Annotated in this window: 23 protein-coding genes and 1 pseudogene; 14 read left to right on the top strand and 10 right to left on the bottom strand. The window is 56.4% G+C overall.

What is annotated here, in order from left to right; genetic code table 11:
- Nucleotides 1-102 precede the first annotated feature (102 nt).
- Nucleotides 103-312, top strand: a complete 210-nt coding sequence (locus BJ917_RS13385) for a hypothetical protein (RefSeq protein ID WP_121103608.1) — start codon at nucleotides 103-105, stop codon at nucleotides 310-312.
- Nucleotides 313-399: 87 nt separating this feature from the next.
- Here the strand turns inward: BJ917_RS13385 and BJ917_RS13380 are convergent, their stop codons facing one another.
- Nucleotides 400-1,779, bottom strand: coding sequence for an ATP-dependent Clp protease proteolytic subunit (locus tag BJ917_RS13380; protein WP_147432569.1), 1,380 nt, complete (start codon nucleotides 1,777-1,779; stop codon nucleotides 400-402).
- Nucleotides 1,780-1,874: 95 nt separating this feature from the next.
- Between BJ917_RS13380 and BJ917_RS13375 the strand changes: the two genes are divergently transcribed.
- Genes BJ917_RS13375 through BJ917_RS13365 form a run of 3 tightly spaced genes read left to right on the top strand, consistent with a single transcriptional unit; the run spans nucleotide 1,875 to nucleotide 2,640 of the window.
- A complete protein-coding gene (locus BJ917_RS13375; RefSeq protein WP_121103606.1) occupies nucleotides 1,875-2,102 on the top strand; it encodes a ribbon-helix-helix protein, CopG family in 228 nt (75 codons plus the stop codon).
- Between the two features lies 1 nt (nucleotide 2,103).
- The gene (locus BJ917_RS13370; RefSeq protein WP_121103605.1) at nucleotides 2,104-2,367 is read left to right on the top strand and encodes a hypothetical protein; all 264 of its coding nucleotides are present in this window, start codon (nucleotides 2,104-2,106) and stop codon (nucleotides 2,365-2,367) included.
- A gap of 3 nt (nucleotides 2,368-2,370) precedes the next feature.
- Nucleotides 2,371-2,640 (top strand): hypothetical protein, encoded by a 270-nt coding sequence (locus BJ917_RS13365; protein ID WP_121103604.1) that lies wholly within the window; start codon nucleotides 2,371-2,373, stop codon nucleotides 2,638-2,640.
- A 254-nt stretch (nucleotides 2,641-2,894) separates the two neighbouring features.
- Here the strand turns inward: BJ917_RS13365 and BJ917_RS13360 are convergent, their stop codons facing one another.
- A complete protein-coding gene (locus BJ917_RS13360) occupies nucleotides 2,895-3,689 on the bottom strand; it encodes a DNA adenine methylase (RefSeq protein WP_121103603.1) in 795 nt (264 codons plus the stop codon).
- Nucleotides 3,690-3,955: 266 nt separating this feature from the next.
- Between BJ917_RS13360 and BJ917_RS13355 the strand changes: the two genes are divergently transcribed.
- The gene (locus BJ917_RS13355) at nucleotides 3,956-4,327 is read left to right on the top strand and encodes a hypothetical protein (RefSeq protein ID WP_256658547.1); all 372 of its coding nucleotides are present in this window, start codon (nucleotides 3,956-3,958) and stop codon (nucleotides 4,325-4,327) included.
- A 109-nt stretch (nucleotides 4,328-4,436) separates the two neighbouring features.
- Here BJ917_RS13355 and BJ917_RS13350 read toward each other — a convergent pair whose 3' ends face one another.
- The 8 genes and pseudogenes from BJ917_RS13350 to BJ917_RS13315 form a co-directional block, all read right to left on the bottom strand.
- On the bottom strand, nucleotides 4,437-4,631 hold the full coding sequence (locus BJ917_RS13350) for a hypothetical protein (protein WP_121103601.1): 195 nt from the start codon (nucleotides 4,629-4,631) through the stop codon (nucleotides 4,437-4,439).
- A gap of 85 nt (nucleotides 4,632-4,716) precedes the next feature.
- Nucleotides 4,717-5,142, bottom strand: a complete 426-nt coding sequence (locus BJ917_RS13345; protein WP_121103600.1) for a cell wall hydrolase — start codon at nucleotides 5,140-5,142, stop codon at nucleotides 4,717-4,719.
- A 53-nt stretch (nucleotides 5,143-5,195) separates the two neighbouring features.
- Nucleotides 5,196-7,874 (bottom strand): hypothetical protein, encoded by a 2,679-nt coding sequence (locus BJ917_RS13340; RefSeq protein WP_121103599.1) that lies wholly within the window; start codon nucleotides 7,872-7,874, stop codon nucleotides 5,196-5,198.
- 29 nt (nucleotides 7,875-7,903) lie between these two features.
- Nucleotides 7,904-8,041 (bottom strand): annotated as a pseudogene (locus BJ917_RS13335) (phage holin family protein); the annotation flags it as partial.
- Nucleotides 8,042-8,299: 258 nt separating this feature from the next.
- The gene (locus tag BJ917_RS13330) at nucleotides 8,300-8,788 is read right to left on the bottom strand and encodes a hypothetical protein (protein WP_121103598.1); all 489 of its coding nucleotides are present in this window, start codon (nucleotides 8,786-8,788) and stop codon (nucleotides 8,300-8,302) included.
- Between the two features lie 328 nt (nucleotides 8,789-9,116).
- Entirely contained in the window at nucleotides 9,117-11,816 is a 2,700-nt protein-coding gene (locus tag BJ917_RS13325; protein ID WP_121103597.1) for a DUF5906 domain-containing protein, read from the bottom strand.
- Nucleotides 11,813-12,019 carry a TraR/DksA C4-type zinc finger protein gene (locus tag BJ917_RS13320; protein ID WP_121103596.1) on the bottom strand — a complete coding sequence of 69 codons (207 nt, stop codon included), beginning with the start codon at nucleotides 12,017-12,019 and terminating at the stop codon, nucleotides 11,813-11,815. Before BJ917_RS13320 ends, BJ917_RS13325 begins: the two co-directional genes overlap by 4 nt.
- Nucleotides 12,012-12,500: a phage regulatory CII family protein gene (locus tag BJ917_RS13315; RefSeq protein WP_121103595.1), complete on the bottom strand. Its 489-nt coding sequence runs from the start codon at nucleotides 12,498-12,500 to the stop codon at nucleotides 12,012-12,014. The genes BJ917_RS13320 and BJ917_RS13315 overlap by 8 nt, the downstream gene beginning before the upstream one ends.
- A gap of 438 nt (nucleotides 12,501-12,938) precedes the next feature.
- Between BJ917_RS13315 and BJ917_RS13305 the strand changes: the two genes are divergently transcribed.
- The 9 genes from BJ917_RS13305 to BJ917_RS13265 all read left to right on the top strand — a co-directional run bounded on the left by BJ917_RS13305 (nucleotide 12,939) and on the right by BJ917_RS13265 (nucleotide 17,394).
- Nucleotides 12,939-13,619 carry a LexA family transcriptional regulator gene (locus BJ917_RS13305; protein WP_121103593.1) on the top strand — a complete coding sequence of 227 codons (681 nt, stop codon included), beginning with the start codon at nucleotides 12,939-12,941 and terminating at the stop codon, nucleotides 13,617-13,619.
- Nucleotides 13,620-13,757: 138 nt separating this feature from the next.
- The gene (locus tag BJ917_RS13300) at nucleotides 13,758-13,949 is read left to right on the top strand and encodes a hypothetical protein (protein WP_121103592.1); all 192 of its coding nucleotides are present in this window, start codon (nucleotides 13,758-13,760) and stop codon (nucleotides 13,947-13,949) included.
- 8 nt (nucleotides 13,950-13,957) lie between these two features.
- Nucleotides 13,958-14,518, top strand: coding sequence for a deoxynucleotide monophosphate kinase (locus BJ917_RS13295; RefSeq protein ID WP_256658546.1), 561 nt, complete (start codon nucleotides 13,958-13,960; stop codon nucleotides 14,516-14,518).
- A 10-nt stretch (nucleotides 14,519-14,528) separates the two neighbouring features.
- Nucleotides 14,529-14,804 carry a hypothetical protein gene (locus BJ917_RS13290; RefSeq protein WP_121103590.1) on the top strand — a complete coding sequence of 92 codons (276 nt, stop codon included), beginning with the start codon at nucleotides 14,529-14,531 and terminating at the stop codon, nucleotides 14,802-14,804.
- Nucleotides 14,801-15,184, top strand: coding sequence for a hypothetical protein (locus BJ917_RS13285; protein ID WP_121103589.1), 384 nt, complete (start codon nucleotides 14,801-14,803; stop codon nucleotides 15,182-15,184). The genes BJ917_RS13290 and BJ917_RS13285 overlap by 4 nt, the downstream gene beginning before the upstream one ends.
- Complete coding sequence (locus tag BJ917_RS13280) at nucleotides 15,181-15,423, top strand: pyocin activator PrtN family protein (RefSeq protein ID WP_121103588.1); 243 nt, start codon at nucleotides 15,181-15,183, stop codon at nucleotides 15,421-15,423. Before BJ917_RS13285 ends, BJ917_RS13280 begins: the two co-directional genes overlap by 4 nt.
- 59 nt (nucleotides 15,424-15,482) lie before the next feature.
- Nucleotides 15,483-15,824 carry a hypothetical protein gene (locus BJ917_RS13275; RefSeq protein ID WP_121103587.1) on the top strand — a complete coding sequence of 114 codons (342 nt, stop codon included), beginning with the start codon at nucleotides 15,483-15,485 and terminating at the stop codon, nucleotides 15,822-15,824.
- A gap of 27 nt (nucleotides 15,825-15,851) precedes the next feature.
- Entirely contained in the window at nucleotides 15,852-16,673 is an 822-nt protein-coding gene (locus tag BJ917_RS13270) for a DUF2303 family protein (protein ID WP_121103586.1), read from the top strand.
- A gap of 70 nt (nucleotides 16,674-16,743) precedes the next feature.
- A complete protein-coding gene (locus tag BJ917_RS13265; RefSeq protein ID WP_121103585.1) occupies nucleotides 16,744-17,394 on the top strand; it encodes a hypothetical protein in 651 nt (216 codons plus the stop codon).
- The last annotated feature ends 370 nt before the right edge of the window (nucleotides 17,395-17,764 follow it).

Here is a 17,764-nt window from a genome sequence, read left to right as displayed (position 1 = left end):
TGCTTGTCGCCCTGAGAGGCGAGCCTTGCTTAGGAAGGGCCGACCGCAAGTCACCCGCTCAATACTCAAGTGCTACGCTGAATTCTTTACGGAGGATTCTCGATGCCACACTCTGACCTGCTTCCTTCCCTTCTGTTAAAAATCAATGAAAACCAACTCGCCTTGGAAGCCGCCATCATGGAGCTCACGAATTGGGTCGAGCAGCGGGGAGCAGCGGATGTCGCCGACAATGTGCGCGGCGCTCTGGATGCGATCGACCGCAACGAGGAGTTCATCAAAATGACACTCGCAGTGATGATGACGCCGGAGTGAGTAAAGATGTCTAAGCGGCGCACTAATCGTGCTGAAGTGGACGAGTAAAAGGCGCTTATCCCGATGAATATGGGGCCAAGCGCTCTTTTATTTGGCGGTACTTCTCAGAACGAAACTATCACCTATAACAACCAGGCGCTTATCTAAGTTTTTGACAGCGCAAACCTGGTGAAATAAATCAATAAATCTATGGACTTCGTGGCATGTCTTGTACAGCTCAGTATCAGCCTTAACCACATCCCCCCCAAGCGGTGCGAAAAGCTCGCAAGCCTCATCTATATCGATCACAAAGTTGTGATCTTTATAGTGATTCGTGAAGTGTGCCGCTAACGCCGAGACGGCCTCTATATTGACATCAGTGGACGTAAGCTTAGACTTCAAAAGCCTCGACGCATACTGGGCTGCGGACTCAGTAATACGCTCGTAGTACCCAAGGGCCCGCACATCCAAACTGCTACCAATTAAGTACTGCGACAGCATTTTCGCTGCCCCAGGATACTCATCGGCCAACTTCGTGATACGTTCCAATGCACCTGAAAAAGCCAGCGCTGGAAAATCGTTAATTTGCGGATCAATCGGACCCAATTCACTCATGGCACCCATATGAAGCTCATCGGCTCCAAGAGATAGCAATGTAGCAGCAGATTTTGCATCTGCCGGTATGCCCACTACAAATTTTGCGAGCTTGTAACGGTTACACATCTTGCTAATCAAATACGCTGGCTCAACTTCTCCACCGGGGCTTCGCAAGATCAAGAAAATATCTTTCTTGTTCTTAATAGCCGCCAATTTTTGATAAATGGCGCTAGCGTGATACCTGCTAATTTGACTGTGATCATAGAGAAAGACCACTTCATATTGAACTATCCCAGGATTCTCGGCTAGAATATCCAGAATTTCTTTTTTCAACGCCCCGCAAAGATCCTTGTCTTTTTCACGACCAACTAGTTCAGCGACATACTTGGCGTCTCGATTAGGCTTTTGGCTAATCGTCTCTTCAACCACATCCGATTCTACTTGCCCCGAAATATCGGCGTTCTCACCTATAGCTTTTCTTGGCTTTACAGTCGTCTCAAGATTGAAAGGCTTAGACCAACTCCCATGTTGGTGCGCATGCGATGCCCCCAGTTTTGCGCGGTTAACGATCTCCTCCGCTTGCGCCAGCAATGCTCTAAAATTCTCCTCTGAAACCCTAAGACCCTCATACTTCGGAGTGGCTTCAGATGGCTGAGATTTTGCAGCCGGAGGAGTTATCTGGATCTCTTCCTGCCCCTCCCCCCCTTCCTCGCCACGGGATTCATGAGCGCTTCCCTGCACGACGAGAGAACCGTCTGTCACTTCATCTGCCACTTCGCTTAAATGGGCTTGCTGAGTCAACCCCTCGTCCAGCTTGGGCTGCATGCTGCTTTCCGTTGGTTTATCGACCTTCGCCACGCTCACCTCATCCAAAGGGAATTGCTTTTGCACCAGACTTACACCAAAATCACACCATAAACGCACCAAAAATGCACCAGAAATGCACCATATTCTCAAGAATTTTGATGATGTCGAGGAGAATGCAAATGTCTAGAATGAGTGTAAACCTTTCTCCAGAAATGGAAAAGCTTATAGAAGAAACCGCCGAAAAAGAGAACATTTCAAAAGGTGATGTTATTAGGCGCGCTTTTGCTCTGCTAAAGGTTTCTGAAACTGAGAAAAAAAACGGGCGTTTTCTAGCAGTAGCAAAAGAAGATAACGACCCTGCCAGCAAGTCTCACATAGAAGTGATTGGAAAAATTATAGGGATTTAGCATGCCTCAGGACAAACTCAAGGAGATAAAGGTTGATTTCGACGGCATCGTTGGCGAGCCAGATTTCAATATGCCCAAAGCAAAGATAGAGCTTGCAAAGTATGTACTTGCAGCATTGTTTTCTTTAGTAGTTTTACTCTTTGCATGCAGCTTTATCCCTGATTGCTTTGTCACTGAACGTGCAAAAAAACTTTCGGAAAACATCTACCAAAGTGTGGTGCCGATAGTTTCAATGATTCTGGGTTATTATTTTGCCAAGGACTAAACTATGAAGACATATGTTTTATCCTTCGACCTCAGCAATGACTATGATCAGTCTGGGATATTTGAGGAACTTGCCACTTTAGGCGAAACACAACAGGCCCTATCATCAACTTGGTTTTTAAGATCAGAGAGTACAGCCAAGGAAATTAGAGACCAGCTTGCCGAGTATTTAGCTCCTGGCGAACGAGTTATGGTGATGAAATCGGGGGGACCAGCGGCATGGCGAAATTTGATGTGCGACAATAAATGGGTTATGGAAAACCTTTCTAAGTAAAAAAGGGCGCTTTAAGCGCCCTTTTTTATTTATTAATTCTCTCAACCATACGTCCTGTTAGCATATATCCAGCGGATGAAAGACGGCGATCAGTTGCAGGAACTCATCCTGACGTTCATCATTGCTTTGGATACTGGTCGCTCTTCCAAGGTCATTGAAATAATCGCGGCATCACACACGCACGAATAAAATTTAACTAACGCCCCCCCAAAGCCTCGCACAAACGACGCTTTCTATCCGTCTCACCTATATAGTTAAAATAAACTACCTAGCTCCGCGGGGGTCCAATTCATAATTACAAGTTCCCCGCTTGTTTCAGCTTTCCCCTGGCGCTGATTCGTCGTGCTATAGCGAATCTCCAATGTCTCGAAGTGAAACCCTTCAAACACACGCCTAATGTCCGGATGATCGTTGATGCTGACCATTACCTTGCCTTTGCAGCGGCGCATAAAATCGGCCATCCGCTCGTAGTTCTCGAACGGAAAGTCCACGCCATAGCCGACGGTCTGCCAATACGGTGGGTCCATGTAGTGAAAGGTATGGGCACGGTCATAGCGTTCCGCGCATTCCAGCCAGGGGAGGTTTTCAACGTAGGTGCCGGAAAGGCGCTGCCATGCGGCCGAGAGGTTTTCCTCGATCCGCAGCAGGTTGATGGCCGGGGCGGTGGTCGCAGTGCCGAACGCCTGCCCGGTGACCTTGCCGGCGAAGGCATGATGCTGCAGGTAAAAAAATCGGGCGGCGCGCTGGATGTCGGTGAGGGTTTCGGGACGGGTCATTTTCTGCCACTCAAACACCTGCCGCGAGCTGAGCGCCCATTTGAACTGGCGCACGAACTCTTCGAGGTGGTTCTGTACGACGCGGTACAGCGTCACCAGGTCGCCATTGATGTCGTTTAGGACCTCAACAGGTGCAGCCTGAGGCCGCATGAAATAGAGCGCGGCACCACCGGCAAAGACTTCGACGTAGCACTCATGAGGCGGGAAGAGAGGGATGAGGCGATCGGCCAGGCGGCGTTTGCCGCCCATCCAAGGAATGATGGGTGTGGACATAGGTAGCAAGACCTTTACTGTATATATAAACAGGTGCTAGGCTCGCCGCGCTTTGTGCACGGAGCAAGAGCCTTGGCTGGACTTGCAGGGACAATCTGCAGGGACGGCGGCCAAGCTGGGTGTTGACGCACCCAGCTCGGTCGCTCTTTTTAACTTTAGTGTTGAGGTTGCAAAGCCGGAATGGCCCAGCAGTTCGTCACCTTACTCTCGCCGAATCGTTACGCCTCGACTACTGTATATAAAACCAGCATCCGTAAGGTGTGACCGTGGACCTGTTCGAAATCGAAGACACCAGCGACTGGCTTGGCTGCCCGACGCCGCTCGATACCTGCCGGCATCAGCTTCGAATGCTCGAGAACGAAATTCAGGAACTGACTCTGCAACAGCGCCAGGCCCGACAAAACATCTTCAAGCTGGTTGAAATGCACACCGAAGCTGCCAATGAGCGGGATACGCTTCGCTCTCAATTGGCCACAGCCAAAGCTGAAGCTGCCGATGCGAACAGGCTCGCGAACGATATCGAAACCCGGAGCAACTGCGAGTTGATGGCCAAGGACAAGCACATCAGCGAGCTCACCGCAAAGCTCCGCGCCCTCACCTGCCAAGATCAGCCCTTCGGGTTACCGGGCGACAGGTAAATCCGGCAACAGCGCCCGCACATAGACCTGACACGCAGCCAGGGCGTTCAATCCTTGGTCACCGGCATTGGCGATGGCGACAATTCTTTGAGCTCTCGCCAGTCCGTCCCTAGCTACTCAGCTTGGGCTGCAGGATCACCCGTGCCAGCATCACCAGTATGCCCAGAACGCCGTAGGCTGCAGGCGGAAGTACCGCCTGCAGCTGAGGCAGCATCTGCTCAGCAATGCCCAGCGCTGCAATCGCACCGCCAGCCTGAACACTGGACATCTTCAAAGCATGTTTCCAATTACTAATCAGTTGCATATTTTGTTGCCTCGGGTGTTGAGAAAAGTTGAGGCCAGCGTCTTCGGCGCGACCTGGTAATACGCAAACATCAGTGCCGTGGGGCTCACGGCACATCCTTGAAAAAAATGTGGTGCCCGAGCTTCAGCGTCTGCTTGGCGTCCTTAATCCACGTAGGTGGTTTTGGCATGGTGGTCGCGTAGTAATGGGTCGCCCCACCGGTCGGATCTGACACCTTGCCCGCCAACACCTGGTCGGCAGCGATCTGCGCTTGGGCAAACTCACGGAAAGGAATCTGTTTCGCGCCACTCAGGTAGGCAAAGTTCGGATCGTTCCTGTTCCAGCAGCTGAACTGGTAGGGCTTTTGGCACACACCGGCATAGCCCTCGCCCCACCACGACTTGGCCTTGCCATCGTTCACCCGATTGCGGATGGTCCACGCGACGGCAATCTGGCCGGCCAGACTTTCCCCGCGAGCCTCTCCCCACAGAGTGCGAGCAAGGACATCCCGGTCTTTTTCGGTTACAGGCATAACTTTTCTCCAGACGAAAAAAAGCCCGCTAAGCGGGCATGTGTGATGGCGGGTCAGCTCACCAATGCGGTGTTGCGGACGATGACCTTGGCGGTTTTGGTGGTGCCCGTGCCGGTGTGCCGGCAGTTCCTGATCAGGTAGACGTCATAGGCCGTGGTCGTCGGATTGATCGACTCACAGTCTTCGCAGATGGCATAGGCATCGAGCGATGGCGAGTTGTCGCAGAAGCTGACGGTGTCCTCTTCCGATCGGCACCTGCGGAAAATCGCCATCGTTTCGCTGCCACCATCGGCCGGCGCCCCCGATACGTAATAGGCCGCGGCCTTGCGCCCGGCGACCCGTTGGTTTCGGAAGCTGCGCCCGTTGCTGTAGATCGCATCGCAGCCGTAGGTCGGTGCCACTGCGGTACCGCCGTTGTACTCGCAGTAATGGTCGTGAATCCGCGTCCGCCCCCATTCATGGTTGGACTCGCCATCGTCGTTGCAGTCATGCGCATACAGGCTGTCGACAATCAGGTTGGCGTGGAAGTGCCCGTTCACCCCGTCGCCGGTACCGTCCGTGGTAAACGATCCAGCGCACGACGCCTCGATCATGCCGGCCCTTGAGTGTCCCGCGTGCTCCCAACAGTTGATGCGCGAGCCATGGACCGCCACCACATCCAACAGCGTCTTACGAAACGGCCGCGTGTTCACTCCGCCGTAACGAACGTCGAGGTTCAGCAAGGCGATCTGTCCGCAGCTTTCGGTGGCAGCTGCAGCGATGAAGCCAGTGAGCGCGTCCAGGTACAGTTTCGCCGCGGTGCCATCCCCACCGGAGTCCACGGTGAAGTACAGCACCCCCGCCTCATAGAAGCAGCGTGGATCACTGGCGGCGTCCAGCTCGGCCAGCGCGGTCGCCAGCGTGGTGGCCGTCGCCTTGAGGATCCGGGTAAAGGGCAAGCGATGGGATCGCCCGTTATGCTCGGGTTGGTGCCGTCCCGCTTCAATCAGGGTGCGGGCATCGGCCACCCCATCCTGGTAGATCCAGTTCGGCGTCACCGTGAGCCCGGCCATGGCCACCTGGTAGATCTTGGTCTGCCCGGCGGTTTTGCTGATACCGGTCAGTTTGTCGCTCATCCGAATCACCGGATTGGCGCTGCCTGTCCATTCCCCAATGATTTCCACCCGCTCGGTGACCAGCTGCGGATTGATCTGCACGACCTTACCGAACTCTGCGCCACGCAGGATCACCGTACCGCGCCCTCCTAACGCAACCAGCGCGGCATTGGTCGAAGCGAACGGCGCACCTGCCGAGCCATCACCTGACACATCGTTGCCGGTGGGGGTGACATAAGCGACCTTCATCCCCGAGGAACCGGCCGTGTCCTTGAAGCTGGTGTCGGCACCTTCGCGAATCGCCACCATGGTCAGGTAGGCCTGGACCGTGGTGGCAATCCGGATGTCGAAAGCGATATCAGTGGTGCCGGCTGGCAACGGCACGTTGTCTGCAATGATCAGTGTCCTGGCCGAGGTGATGCTGGCCTGCGGCAGGTAACGCGAGTAATAGGTGGTGTTGCCCGCGTCATCGCCCACCGAGGTCCAGTTCAGCTGGGCGCCCGCCGCATCGAACGCCACCAGCCGCAACTGGATGCCGCCCAGCCCCTGATCACCGAGCTTTTCCTGGATCACCAGGGATGCCGAAATCTTGCCGCTTTTGAAGTTGGCCACACTCAACTTGGCGGTACGCCGGTTCACCGCCGACGCGCTGGCCGGGGTCTCGATACAGGCCTGGCCGTTCTTGCCCACGATCGGGGTGGGGGCACCGGTGGACCAGGCATAGCTGGTGCCGCTGCTGGTGAAGCGCGGATCGGGGAAAATGTTCGGCGACCAGCGCCACTTCTCCCGCTCGGCATCAATCGACGAGACCGTGCTCAAGTCCTCGCTGGTCGCCAGGCGCCCCTTGGTGGCCGGGCGATATTCCGCGACGGAACCCTTGGCCAGCATGTAGTCGGTCATCTGCAGCGATGTCGACAGGCTGTTGGCTTCCAGGTAGATGTCGATCGACACCGCTGCCGCGTCGAGGGTAATCCCGGCAAACCTGACCACTGTTTCCGGCACGACGCCATTGGCGATGGTGTAGCTTTGCCGAGCGGCGGCGATCTCGCCGGAGCTGTTGTTGAACTGCCGTACCAGGATACGGCTTTGACCGAGCGACGCGCCGCCGAGAATACGCACCGAGGCGGAAAACTTGTCACCCACGACCAGGCCGGCCGCCGCCAAGGTTTGCAGCCAGCGAAAGCTGTTGCTCGAGGCGGCGCTGACCGAGAAGGAAAACCCCTTGCGGCCGTCGCCAGTGGTGATCTGTGCCAGCACCGCGTTGGCGGTCTTGGTGTAGGTGCCACTCCCACCTGCATCCAGGCCGGCGGCCACGACCGTATTGACGTAATCCTTATCGGTGAACAGGTTGGGGTTGTCGAAGACCTCGGTGATCCCCTCGACGCGCCCTTCCAGCAGGTTGGTCGCGCTGGTGTTTGCGCTGATCTGCACTTGCAAGCCGGCGGTGGCCGCCGCAATCGTGGCGTTGATGGTCTGGGTGTAGTTCGGTCGATATTGAGCCTGTGCACCCTTGGCGATCAGGAACTCCCCGACCGCAAGGCGGGTGGACGTTCCGGTCACCCCCACCAGAAAGCTGATCGACACCGCCCCGGCCGCCAGGGTCACCCCGGCGAACTTCGCCACCAGCTCCGAATACATCACGCTCGGGACGGTGAAGGTCTGTCGGGCAAGCGACGCAGCAAAGCCCACCCTCGCGCCCCGTCTTTATCGGCCCGCCACATCTCACCCGACACGCCGCCGACCAGGGCCAGGACAATCACCAACCAGATCGGCATTTCCGCTAGCGCCTGCTGTTCATTCGTCATGTTCTGTCCTTATTGGTTGCGCCGTAAGCCGAAAAAGAAAACCCCGCCGAAGCGGGGTTAGGTGACCGGCTCAGGGAGGGCCGGGTGAAGCTGCACAGCACGTGCGAGGTAAGCGCAAAGGCGCAAATTTCATATCATGGGGACTTTTTACCCCGCTCCGGAAAAACCGAAAAGTGGCAATTTTCGGTAGGTCAACAAACGACATGAATGCGACCACAATACGACCACAACACGACAAAGCATCCCGACGAACGGTACCTAGCAGACCCGAGCGCGCTTGCTCGTTGATGCTCGGGTCAGGTTGGTTTCAAGTGCACCACTACGCCGGTCAAGTCCCCGGGTCGTAGCACTACGAACCGTGAGGATCAGTTGCACCTGCTGATGCAGACGATGAACCCAGTTCCGGTACGTCCGGTCAGCGTCTTCACGAAGTCCGAGCAACTGCAATTGAGACCGAACCGAGTACGCAGGCTGTGGCAAGTAACGATTGCGAGCCAGGGTTGCGAGCTGAGCCCCTTTTTCTGACTGCCGCTCAAGTTGTGCGAGGGCCGCAGCCACTTCCGTTGCAACATGATCCATACCACCACCCGCAGCCATCAACAGATCACGCGAGCCAGGCGTGCCACGCGGCGCGCTGCCGCCCCACTGCATGATTGTTGCCATCGGGCTGCTCAACCCTGCACCGTCGCCGACCTGGCAGTGCTGGTGGGCCCAATGCTGCATCAGTTCTTCAATTTCCTCGATCATCGCCCTTCCTCCCGAAAAACCGAACCCAACACAGAAAACCCATAACCCGACACAAACCCAACACAAATAAATCCCTTTAAAATCAATACCTTTACTAACTTTGAGTTGAGTGTGTTGGGTTTGTTGGGGTTATTGTTCCTCGCATAAGAAAAAACTCTTGCCCTTCTTTTCGAAGCAATTAACGTCACATATGCGCGTGCGCGACGACAAACCCAACACACCCAGCACAACAGCCGGAAAGCCGCACAAATAAAGGCCTGAAATTGTGTGTGGTACCAAAAACCAACCCGACACACACCCGACACACCCAACACACTTTTAGGCGCATTCATGCTGCAGCCGCCTTGACGTGTTCCCAGTTGTCCACGTTCCAGCCGGCTAACTTCGCCTGGGCACGCCAGTTGGTGACCGTCTTACCCAGATCGGCCGCCTTCAGTGATGGGGGCTGGGAAGCACCGGGGTCGTTCGGAAAGAAAAACGCACCAAATCGCCTGTTACTACCTTCGGTCCAGGGAATAGATCGGGTCTTGTCCACTTCCGAACCGATGAACAGCGAGAACTTCGTCTGGCTCATCACGTGCTCTTTGTTGCGGTGACACCATTCAAGGAACAGCGAATAAAGGTCGGTCGAAAGGCACACGCCCCACAAGTCACGCCCCAGCTCACCGTACTTCCAAAGGTTGAGGAATGTCTGCCAGCCGGCCCGACTCAACGCCACCAGGCGTTCACGTGCCGCAGTACTCGGTGGCCGGGTGCGCTGGTCAAAGTCGCCGAGGTCAATCGACAACAGCCAGCCATATAGCGCCGCGACTCCGCCGTTTTTCAGCTCCTGGCCGATAGCCTTCTGGCGGTCTGCCGGCAGGGTAAGCTCGGGCCACATCACCAGCATCCGCCGGTCGCTTTCGCTTATGGGCCACGGCATGATCTCGTTGCTCAGGAACACCGCGTTCATGTGGTTGGCTTCTTCCCAGCCATTGATGAACTTCGACTCCATGCGCACCGTCTTGCCGGTGATCAAATGCTTGATCTTGCCCACCTGGTTGTACCGCTGATCGCGGCTGACAACCTCTTCAAACACCGACCAGAGCTTGCGGCTTTGCCAGGCGTTGAAGTTACTTTCCAGCTGGGTCTGTCCGACGGTGGCCGCGTACTGACCGTAAAGCATGCCCATTGCATCGGCGAACAGCAGGCTCTTACCGGAACCCTCCATGATCGAGTGCATCAGTACCGCCGTGTCCATCTTGGCGCCGAGGTGTTGCAGCGGGTACGCCATCCACCGCGTCAACCACCGCGTAGCATCCTGATCATGGTTACAAAGGAACGAAATCAACCACCGTAGGTTCTCGCAGGCGGCCTCATCATTGATCGGTTCGAGTGGCAGACCATCGAACGTGTTGATGTATACGTTCGGATCTTTGGTCATCGTCGGGTCAAACACGATATGGTCAACATCAACCACCCGACGCTCGCTGCTGTTCAACCACAACGGGTAGGTATCCCCCAGGGCCATCTTCACCGCGCCCTCGGCCACACGCCGTTTTTTCTCGCGGTCCCACACGTCCTTCGTGCCATCGATGTACACGTAACGCTCGGTCGGCGGCATGCCAAAAGCACCACCTTTCTTGCCCGACATCCGCCGCGCCTGTTCGATGTCGCGCACATGGTCATCGGAAATCAGCTTTCGACGCTCGGTGTCCTCCAGCCACTGTTTCGCCAAAGGCTTACCGACTCGCGCTTCAAATGCCGACTTCTTCATAACCCGTGATTGGTCGAAGTCCCACACGTGCGTGGTGCCCTCTACCAATGCAAATCGCCGAAGGACGTGATCGAGTGTCAGCACCTCCCCCGCGCCCCCATTAGGAGCCGGAGTGGCCTCGCTGACGATGTCATTCGGCGAGCCCAGCTCGCTCGTGTCATCGGATGGGGTGGGGGGAAGACCACGCGGATCAGGGCGCGATGAATGCTGCATACCCAACATACGCGCGGCGTCCTTCACCGCCTTCGACTGGTCACCGCCGTGCTCGAGCAAACAGAACACCTCGAAGGCGTCATTCTGATGCCCGTTCGCGAGCGGATCGGCGCCGTGGTGCGAATAAACTTTGCCATCACTGATCGTCACGCCCGGCAGGCCAGTGCTGCTCTGCGGGTAAAGCCACTTGCTGCCCCGTTTGATGTAACCGTGGGTGCGCAAAAGCTCTGAGACGTCGTGGCAACGATTGAACTCATCAATTACCGATGGAGACTTACCTGCCGTAGGAGCTGGACGTTTGTTGACCTTCGCCGGCGGCAATGTTGACTTGACCGCCCACGGGCACGCTGCCTCAGCATCACGTTTGAAGATGTCCCAGTTTTGCCAGATGTTCAGCAGATCGTTGGTGAGTGTCGGCAACCCGTCCGCGGCGTTTGGTGGGGTTTTCCAGGTGTAAGGCTTGCCGGTACCCGGATGAGTCGATGGCGGAAACACGTCCTGCACCAGGCCGGCACGCAATTCAAACACCGTAAATCGCTTGAACGGATCGGCTTCGGCACGCGCCGCGGCTTCCCCTGCAACATCGCCCTGCTCTTTCGCAGCCTTGGCCTTGTCCATCAAACCTTTGAAAATCGAGCCGTCGGGGTCATTTTCATTTGGCCAAGACAGAGAATGCCGGGTCAGCTCAACGCCGTCCGGCAGCTTGAACAACACCCGGAAACGCGCAGGGTTACCGACAATGGTCGGATACACCGCCGCCATGGCATCCAGATCGACGCCCAGCAGCTCATACAGCACATGCCGCGTCCACTGAACGTCATCGACGTCCAACGAGCAGACACGACTCGGGCCGAGCACAACGCCGAGGTTGTGGGTAGGGTTTCGTTGCCAGAACGCTTCAGCCGTGGCGGCATCAGTGATGTAGCCGCCGGGCTTATTCCACCCCATGCCTTTTGGGGCTTTCTCGCCCGGTTCAATGGATACCAGGGCGAGATCGAAAGTATTGATGTAACGTTTTGCCCAAGTGGCGATGGCTATTCCTTTGGCCGGTTCACTCATCGCCGAGCCTCCCGCAACCCCTGACAGTCAACGCAGGTTTGGCAACCCGCAATCGTCTGCTGTCGAAGCAACGGGATAGCTTCGTCGCAATCCGCGCAAAACTGCGCGCTGATGCGGCTTGATGGCGCACGGCGGCTGCGCTGAAGCGCAACGTCGAGCAGGTATTGCGCCTGGTCGTTGGCGCGATCGATATCGTCAGCCATGGATGCGATCCTCCATCGCCTGACGGGCACCCGCCATGATGCCGAGGACTTCGCGGATCACGTCCATGCCCTGCTTTTCAAGATCGAGGACTTCGTGAAGCTCCCAGACATTGTCGGCAGCACCATCGTGCATTGCGGCCACGAATTCACCAGTTTCGCCGAGCAGCTTACCAACGGCCTTCAACGCATCGCGTGTTGCCGGTACCGGTACTGGGCGATACCAAACCGCACCCGCCGGTCGCATGAGCGCGTCGAGCAAGCGCGTATCGGCTGTCAGTCTGATCAGCTCCTCAAGTTCATCAGGATTTAGCCAGCGACGCTCTTCGTCGAGCTTGAGTTTCTTTTGCAGGGTGTCGTTATCCAACACCATGTCAAAGGCAAGGGCGGTGATTCCGCCCTTGTAGTCGCGACCAGCGCGATAGATCGCTTGGCGCAGAGGAAGAACCGGACCAGCGTCCGGCAGAAGATCTGTTCGACTCATAACCGTAAATTCCCTGTTTACGGCCTAGCCATAGATCAGGGCAAACCCTATCCTACGACCACGACCGATGTGCATGTGCTGTGGATCGTCGTAGCTGGGCTGGGGGATCTTTGGTGAGAGGCCCCGGCTCAGCGTCCTTTTAAGCTGCCGACTTTAGGCCAGCGGCTTCTTTTTCCCGGCAATAAAGGCGCTCGATCGCCTTCCCCGTTACATACCGAACATCTGCACCTTTAGCGGCACGATTGATTGTTGGTTGTGTGGTTCCTACGCGCTCCGCAATAACCCGTTGGGACAAGCCAGACCCCAGTAAATCTGCGAGCATTTCTTGGATAGTCATATCGTTCACCGATGCACTTTCGCATTGATCGCTACAATACACAAACGTATTAACCCATTCAATACAATCCTCGATACGTTTTTGAATCAAGGCAGAAAAAAGTGATCGGCGACCGCATCGCTCAACGCATGCAAGAAATGGGGTTCTCAGAAGGGGAGCTCGGCCGCCGCTCGGGCGTGCCGCAGCCGACAATTCATAGGATTGTGACAAACGCGGTTGCCAGCCCACGCCATGACAATGTCGAAAAAATCGCCAAGGCTTTAAAGGTCAGCAGCAATTGGCTTTGGAAGGGAGGCGAACATACAGATCCAAGTTCTGACCCGATCAAAGAGCCCCGGGTGCCACAATCCAACGTAGAACCAGGTCCAGCTATTAAAGGATATGTCCCATTGATTTCATGGGTTCAAGCAGGAGCTTGGTGCGAAATAATGGACGTGAGAACACTGGATGACGCAGAGATATGGCTACCTTGCGCGGCTTCCCACAGCAGCCAGAGCTATGCCCTAAGAGTGCGTGGGCTTTCGATGTTCAACCAACACGAACGCCGCTCCTTCCGCGACGGCGACATCATCTTTGTGGATCCAGCAAAGGACGCGGAGAACGGATCACTTGTTATTGCCAAATTAGTCGATAGCCAAGAGGCGACGTTTAAGCAGTTGGTCATGGAGGGTAGCCGCCGATTCCTCAAGCCGTTGAACCCAGCTTGGCCGGAGCCAATCATAGAGCTGGGAAGTGACGCGATGATCTGCGGAGTGGTGTTTTCGAAACTCGAAATCTTCTAATACATATCACCATCAAATATAGCCCGCGCTGTGCGGGCTTTTTTGTGGCCCACCACAAAATCAATTCAAATACGTATTGACTCAACCAATACGTATTTGTATCGTTTGTACCGTTACCTCTCACCAAGAGTACGAGCGATGCAAACCACACAGCACAGCAATACCCGCTGCCCGGTCTACCTGCACCCATCTGCGTGCAGTAGCCGCGCCGCGGTCGAAGCAATCCAGGAGCGCACAGGTCTCCTGGTCATCACCAACCCCAAAGGTCGCACCGCCGCCATCAAGCACGCCGACATCGCCTCAGCGGATGACGGGGGTGACGCAGCATGAAGCAGCTCTTGATCGGCCTCGCAGGCCTCGCTCGCTCCGGCAAAACCACTGCCGCCAATCACCTGACGAACATTCACGGCTTCCAAGCGTATGCATTTGCCGACCCGCTGCGTGACGGACTGATGAACATCCTCAACCTGAGCCCATGCGATTTCGACGGTGACCGCAAAGAGCAATCAATTGATTGGCTGGGACGCTCCCCGCGAGAGCTGATGCAGTCTCTCGGGACTGACTGGGGCCGCAACATGGTTCACCCGGAGCTCTGGCTACTGTTGGCTGAACAGAACCTCGAATTCCTCGGCCAGACCCAGGACAACTCCACTGGCTTTGTGATCAGCGACCTACGATTCGAGAACGAAGCCGACTTTGTCCGCAATCGCGGCGGGATCGTTCTCCACATCCTTCGCCCTGACGCAGCCGAGGTGAACCCACACATCAGCGAATCGGGCATTGGCATTCAGGACAACGATCTGGTGCTGCACAACGACGGCGCGCTCGACGAGCTGTTCTGCCAGCTTGATGAGCTCTTCACAGCCCTGACCGCTCGCTTCGAAAGCCACGCAGCTTGAGGACCGCGCCATGAACCGAACCCTGGACGAAACGGCCGCCGTGCTCGGCCTCAAACCTCGGAAGTTCCGCGAGCAGCTGCGTGCGCTCCGCGTGCTGACGCAAAGCGGCGACTTGGCAAGCCATCACCGCGGTGGCGCCAATCTGTTTTCAGACCCGCGCAGCGTCCAGATCGGAACCACCAACCGTTACAAGCACTATGCCGTGGTGATGGTCACCGAAGCCGGCGTGCAATGGCTGGCAAAGAAGCTGGGCATAACCATCACGCACAAGGAGGCCGTCGCATGAAAACCAATCAAGCAAATGCCTACACCCAATCCCTCGGCGCCCTGAAGTTGATCCCGATCTTTCTCAACTGCCCCGGCGTCATCAGCCGAGCCACGCTGATCGGAGCCTCAACCGAAGCGGTCCAGTTGTTGGAAAGCATGCCGGCGCTGAGCACCGAACTGGCCGAAGTGTTCCGCTGCGTGAACAACGTGATTCACGAAGGACAGACAGCCTACGTTACCCCTACCAACTCGCCCGAATATCCATTCGGCGCAGTGGTCGCGGACGAAAAGGGTCAAATCTGCGCCGCAGCTATGGGCAAAAGCAAAGAAGGCCTCGCCGAATTGATCCGCCTCAAGTTGCTGCCCCCATCGGAGGGGCTCGGGGAGGATGCGGCGTGAGCGACACCATTGATCAACTGCGAAAGGAATGGGCGACACCATGCCCAACTCTATCCGCCATCCGCGAGCGTTACTTCTCCCACATTACCAGCGATCGCTATCTGCTTCGCCAAATCAGTGCCGGACGAATCCAACTGAAAGTGACTCGACTTGGCGCCTCTGCGAAGGGAACAACAGTTGTGTACCTACACGACCTGGCCACCTACCTCGACGCCCAAGCGACGAAGCAAGCAGCCTGATTGACCGGTGGTCCCTGCCGTCCAGGGGCAAACAACTCGCACTCAATGAGGCACAGCACATGAGTAAAGCACGCCCCTTCATCGACACGCTGCGGGACATCGAGGCCGGCGGCCTTCTCGATGAACTGAGCGAGGCCCAGTACAGCCTGATCGATGCCATTCGCCTGTCCGGCAAAGCCGGCAAGTTGGTGATCGAACTGAACTACAAGCCCGACGGGCGCGGCCAGATGAACATCAAAGCTGACGTGAAGGTGAAGGAGCCGGTTCTGTCCCGTGGCACTTCCCTGTTCTTCCTGACACCCGAGGGCAACCTCACGCGTCGCGATCCTCGGCAACAAGACCTGGCTTTACGCCCTGTTGAGGACGACGACCAAACCCCACTACGTCACGTCGCACCGTAACGATCACTCACCACTGGAGCACATCCAATGCAAGAAGCAATTAATCAGTTGGTCACCCTAGCCCAAGCATTGGGCAAGCCGCAGGATCACCCTGACCTGCCCGCGCCGTTCGCTCTCGTACCGCAAGGCGTCAAGGTTCAAGACCTCGAAGGAATGCTGCTCGCCCCCGTACGCATTCGCCAAGCCGTAAACGTCCTCGACGCCGACACGTTCATTTCCTACGTCAACCGCTTCGCCAGCACTTCTTCGGTAGTTTTCTGCGACGGGCCAGAAGGTCGCACCTTCCGTGCCGTACTCGACTATCACCAACCCGAGCAACCATCCTGGGGTCAGCACGTCGCGGTCTACCAGTGCCCGATCAGCATCGAGTGGGGGCGCTGGAAAAGTTCGGATCGCAAAAAGATGGATCAAGCAACGTTCGCCGAGTTTTTTGAAGAAAACATCAAGGACATCACCGCCCCTGAGGGCATCCCAGGCGCACCATCAGCGGCCGACATGCTCGAAATCAGCCGAACCCTCGAAGCCAAGAAAAACATCAGCTTCCGCCAAGGCACACGCCTGGATAACGGCCAAGTCCAGCTCACCTACAACGAGCAGATCGATGGTCAAGCCGGCGAAACCGGTCAACTGAAGATCCCTGAACAATTCTACATTGGTGTGAAGCCATTCCTCGGCGGTGACGCATTCTGCGTGGCGGTTCGCTTCCGCTACCGCATTCAAGAGTCTCGCCTGGTTATGTGGTTCGAGCTGGTCCGCCCGGACAAGGTACTTGAAGAGGCTTACATCACCGTGCGCGCCAAGATCCAAGGATCTATCGGCGAAGTGCCGATGTACGAAGCAACTATCTAACCATTGCATCGCTCGCCGCCGGCCTCTCACCAAGAATCCCGGCGGCGGGCTCGAACGAGGAACACAGCACATGCAAACTCAACACCTGATCATCATCACCGCCTGCTTAGTCATGGGCCTGTTTCTAATGGCCTACTACGTTCAAAAGATGATCTCGCAGGCGTTTGACCGGCACTACGCCGCGGGGATTCGCGATCAGAAGAGAGAGCTCGCTGGTCGCATCGCCACACTGCATATAGATGTGTCGACTTTGACGAAGCTCCGCAACACGGAAGCCCGACAACTGGCCGACCTGCGGGAGCAAATGCACGCCATCAAGGCCACGCCCTTCACCAAAAGCGACCACCAAGTGATGTTGGACATCACCAGGACATTAGCGCTCGCACTCCAGACATGGAAAGCGATGCCCGGCACCGAGCCTACTCAGGCAAAAGCCGAACTACTGATCAACTTGGCCCGCGGTATGGCTCACCGCGTTTTCTATGTAGTTGAGTCAGCCAGCAACCTCAACGCCGATCCACTCGACACACAACTCATTGACTGGCTGAACAAACGGGGCGACCTGTATGCCGACATCGAGCAGAGCGCCATCAGCTTCCCCCACGTGCCCGAATCTGAAGGCTACACCCACCTGCGCGATGCGCTGCGCGAGGCATATGAAATGGACATCAAGCGCCAGGCCACTGAGCTGGGGCAGTCCTCAGCAGAGGAAGCAGCATGATCATTCCTATCTACGCCGTGCTGTTCATGCTCCAACACATTTACCGAGGACCATACCGATGAGACCGCGAATGACCTACTGGAACGGCTACTGGTGGTGTCGTCGAATGGGCGTCACAGGCCAAGGCCTTACTATGCAAGAAGCATGGGCGGATATGTGGTCGCTATACCGCGAAACCTTCCGGCCATCAATCTACTTCGGAGTGAGGTGTCCGCGAACATGACAGCCCTTCGCCGGACAGCCCGAATTCGCCGCGGGCAAATGCCACCGCTTGATCTGAACACAATCTGCGACAAATGCGACAAGTCACGCGCACATGGCAACCACCAAAAATGCAGCAAACAGCGCCAGGCCGAAGGCATCGCGCGCC

Source organism: Pseudomonas sp. WPR_5_2 (assembly GCF_003634475.1).
Taxonomy (GTDB): domain Bacteria; phylum Pseudomonadota; class Gammaproteobacteria; order Pseudomonadales; family Pseudomonadaceae; genus Aquipseudomonas; species Aquipseudomonas izuensis.
Note: the sequence above shows the minus strand (reverse complement) of the source record. Positions and strands in the feature narration are given on the sequence as shown.

Excerpts from the sequence above, each read along its gene's own strand:
- BJ917_RS13385 (WP_121103608.1), top strand. The coding sequence starts at position 103 with ATGCCACACTCTGACCTGCTTCCTTCCCTTCTGTTAAAAATCAATGAA.
- BJ917_RS13375 (WP_121103606.1), top strand. The coding sequence starts at position 1,875 with ATGTCTAGAATGAGTGTAAACCTTTCTCCAGAAATGGAAAAGCTTATA.
- BJ917_RS13370 (WP_121103605.1), top strand. The coding sequence starts at position 2,104 with ATGCCTCAGGACAAACTCAAGGAGATAAAGGTTGATTTCGACGGCATC.
- BJ917_RS13365 (WP_121103604.1), top strand. The coding sequence starts at position 2,371 with ATGAAGACATATGTTTTATCCTTCGACCTCAGCAATGACTATGATCAG.
- BJ917_RS13360 (WP_121103603.1), bottom strand. The coding sequence starts at position 3,689 with ATGTCCACACCCATCATTCCTTGGATGGGCGGCAAACGCCGCCTGGCC.
- BJ917_RS13350 (WP_121103601.1), bottom strand. The coding sequence starts at position 4,631 with ATGCAACTGATTAGTAATTGGAAACATGCTTTGAAGATGTCCAGTGTT.
- BJ917_RS13345 (WP_121103600.1), bottom strand. The coding sequence starts at position 5,142 with ATGCCTGTAACCGAAAAAGACCGGGATGTCCTTGCTCGCACTCTGTGG.
- BJ917_RS13340 (WP_121103599.1), bottom strand. The coding sequence starts at position 7,874 with ATGTATTCGGAGCTGGTGGCGAAGTTCGCCGGGGTGACCCTGGCGGCC.
- BJ917_RS13330 (WP_121103598.1), bottom strand. The coding sequence starts at position 8,788 with ATGATCGAGGAAATTGAAGAACTGATGCAGCATTGGGCCCACCAGCAC.
- BJ917_RS13325 (WP_121103597.1), bottom strand. The coding sequence starts at position 11,816 with ATGAGTGAACCGGCCAAAGGAATAGCCATCGCCACTTGGGCAAAACGT.
- BJ917_RS13320 (WP_121103596.1), bottom strand. The coding sequence starts at position 12,019 with ATGGCTGACGATATCGATCGCGCCAACGACCAGGCGCAATACCTGCTC.
- BJ917_RS13315 (WP_121103595.1), bottom strand. The coding sequence starts at position 12,500 with ATGAGTCGAACAGATCTTCTGCCGGACGCTGGTCCGGTTCTTCCTCTG.
- BJ917_RS13300 (WP_121103592.1), top strand. The coding sequence starts at position 13,758 with ATGCAAACCACACAGCACAGCAATACCCGCTGCCCGGTCTACCTGCAC.
- BJ917_RS13290 (WP_121103590.1), top strand. The coding sequence starts at position 14,529 with ATGAACCGAACCCTGGACGAAACGGCCGCCGTGCTCGGCCTCAAACCT.
- BJ917_RS13285 (WP_121103589.1), top strand. The coding sequence starts at position 14,801 with ATGAAAACCAATCAAGCAAATGCCTACACCCAATCCCTCGGCGCCCTG.
- BJ917_RS13275 (WP_121103587.1), top strand. The coding sequence starts at position 15,483 with ATGAGTAAAGCACGCCCCTTCATCGACACGCTGCGGGACATCGAGGCC.
- BJ917_RS13270 (WP_121103586.1), top strand. The coding sequence starts at position 15,852 with ATGCAAGAAGCAATTAATCAGTTGGTCACCCTAGCCCAAGCATTGGGC.
- BJ917_RS13265 (WP_121103585.1), top strand. The coding sequence starts at position 16,744 with ATGCAAACTCAACACCTGATCATCATCACCGCCTGCTTAGTCATGGGC.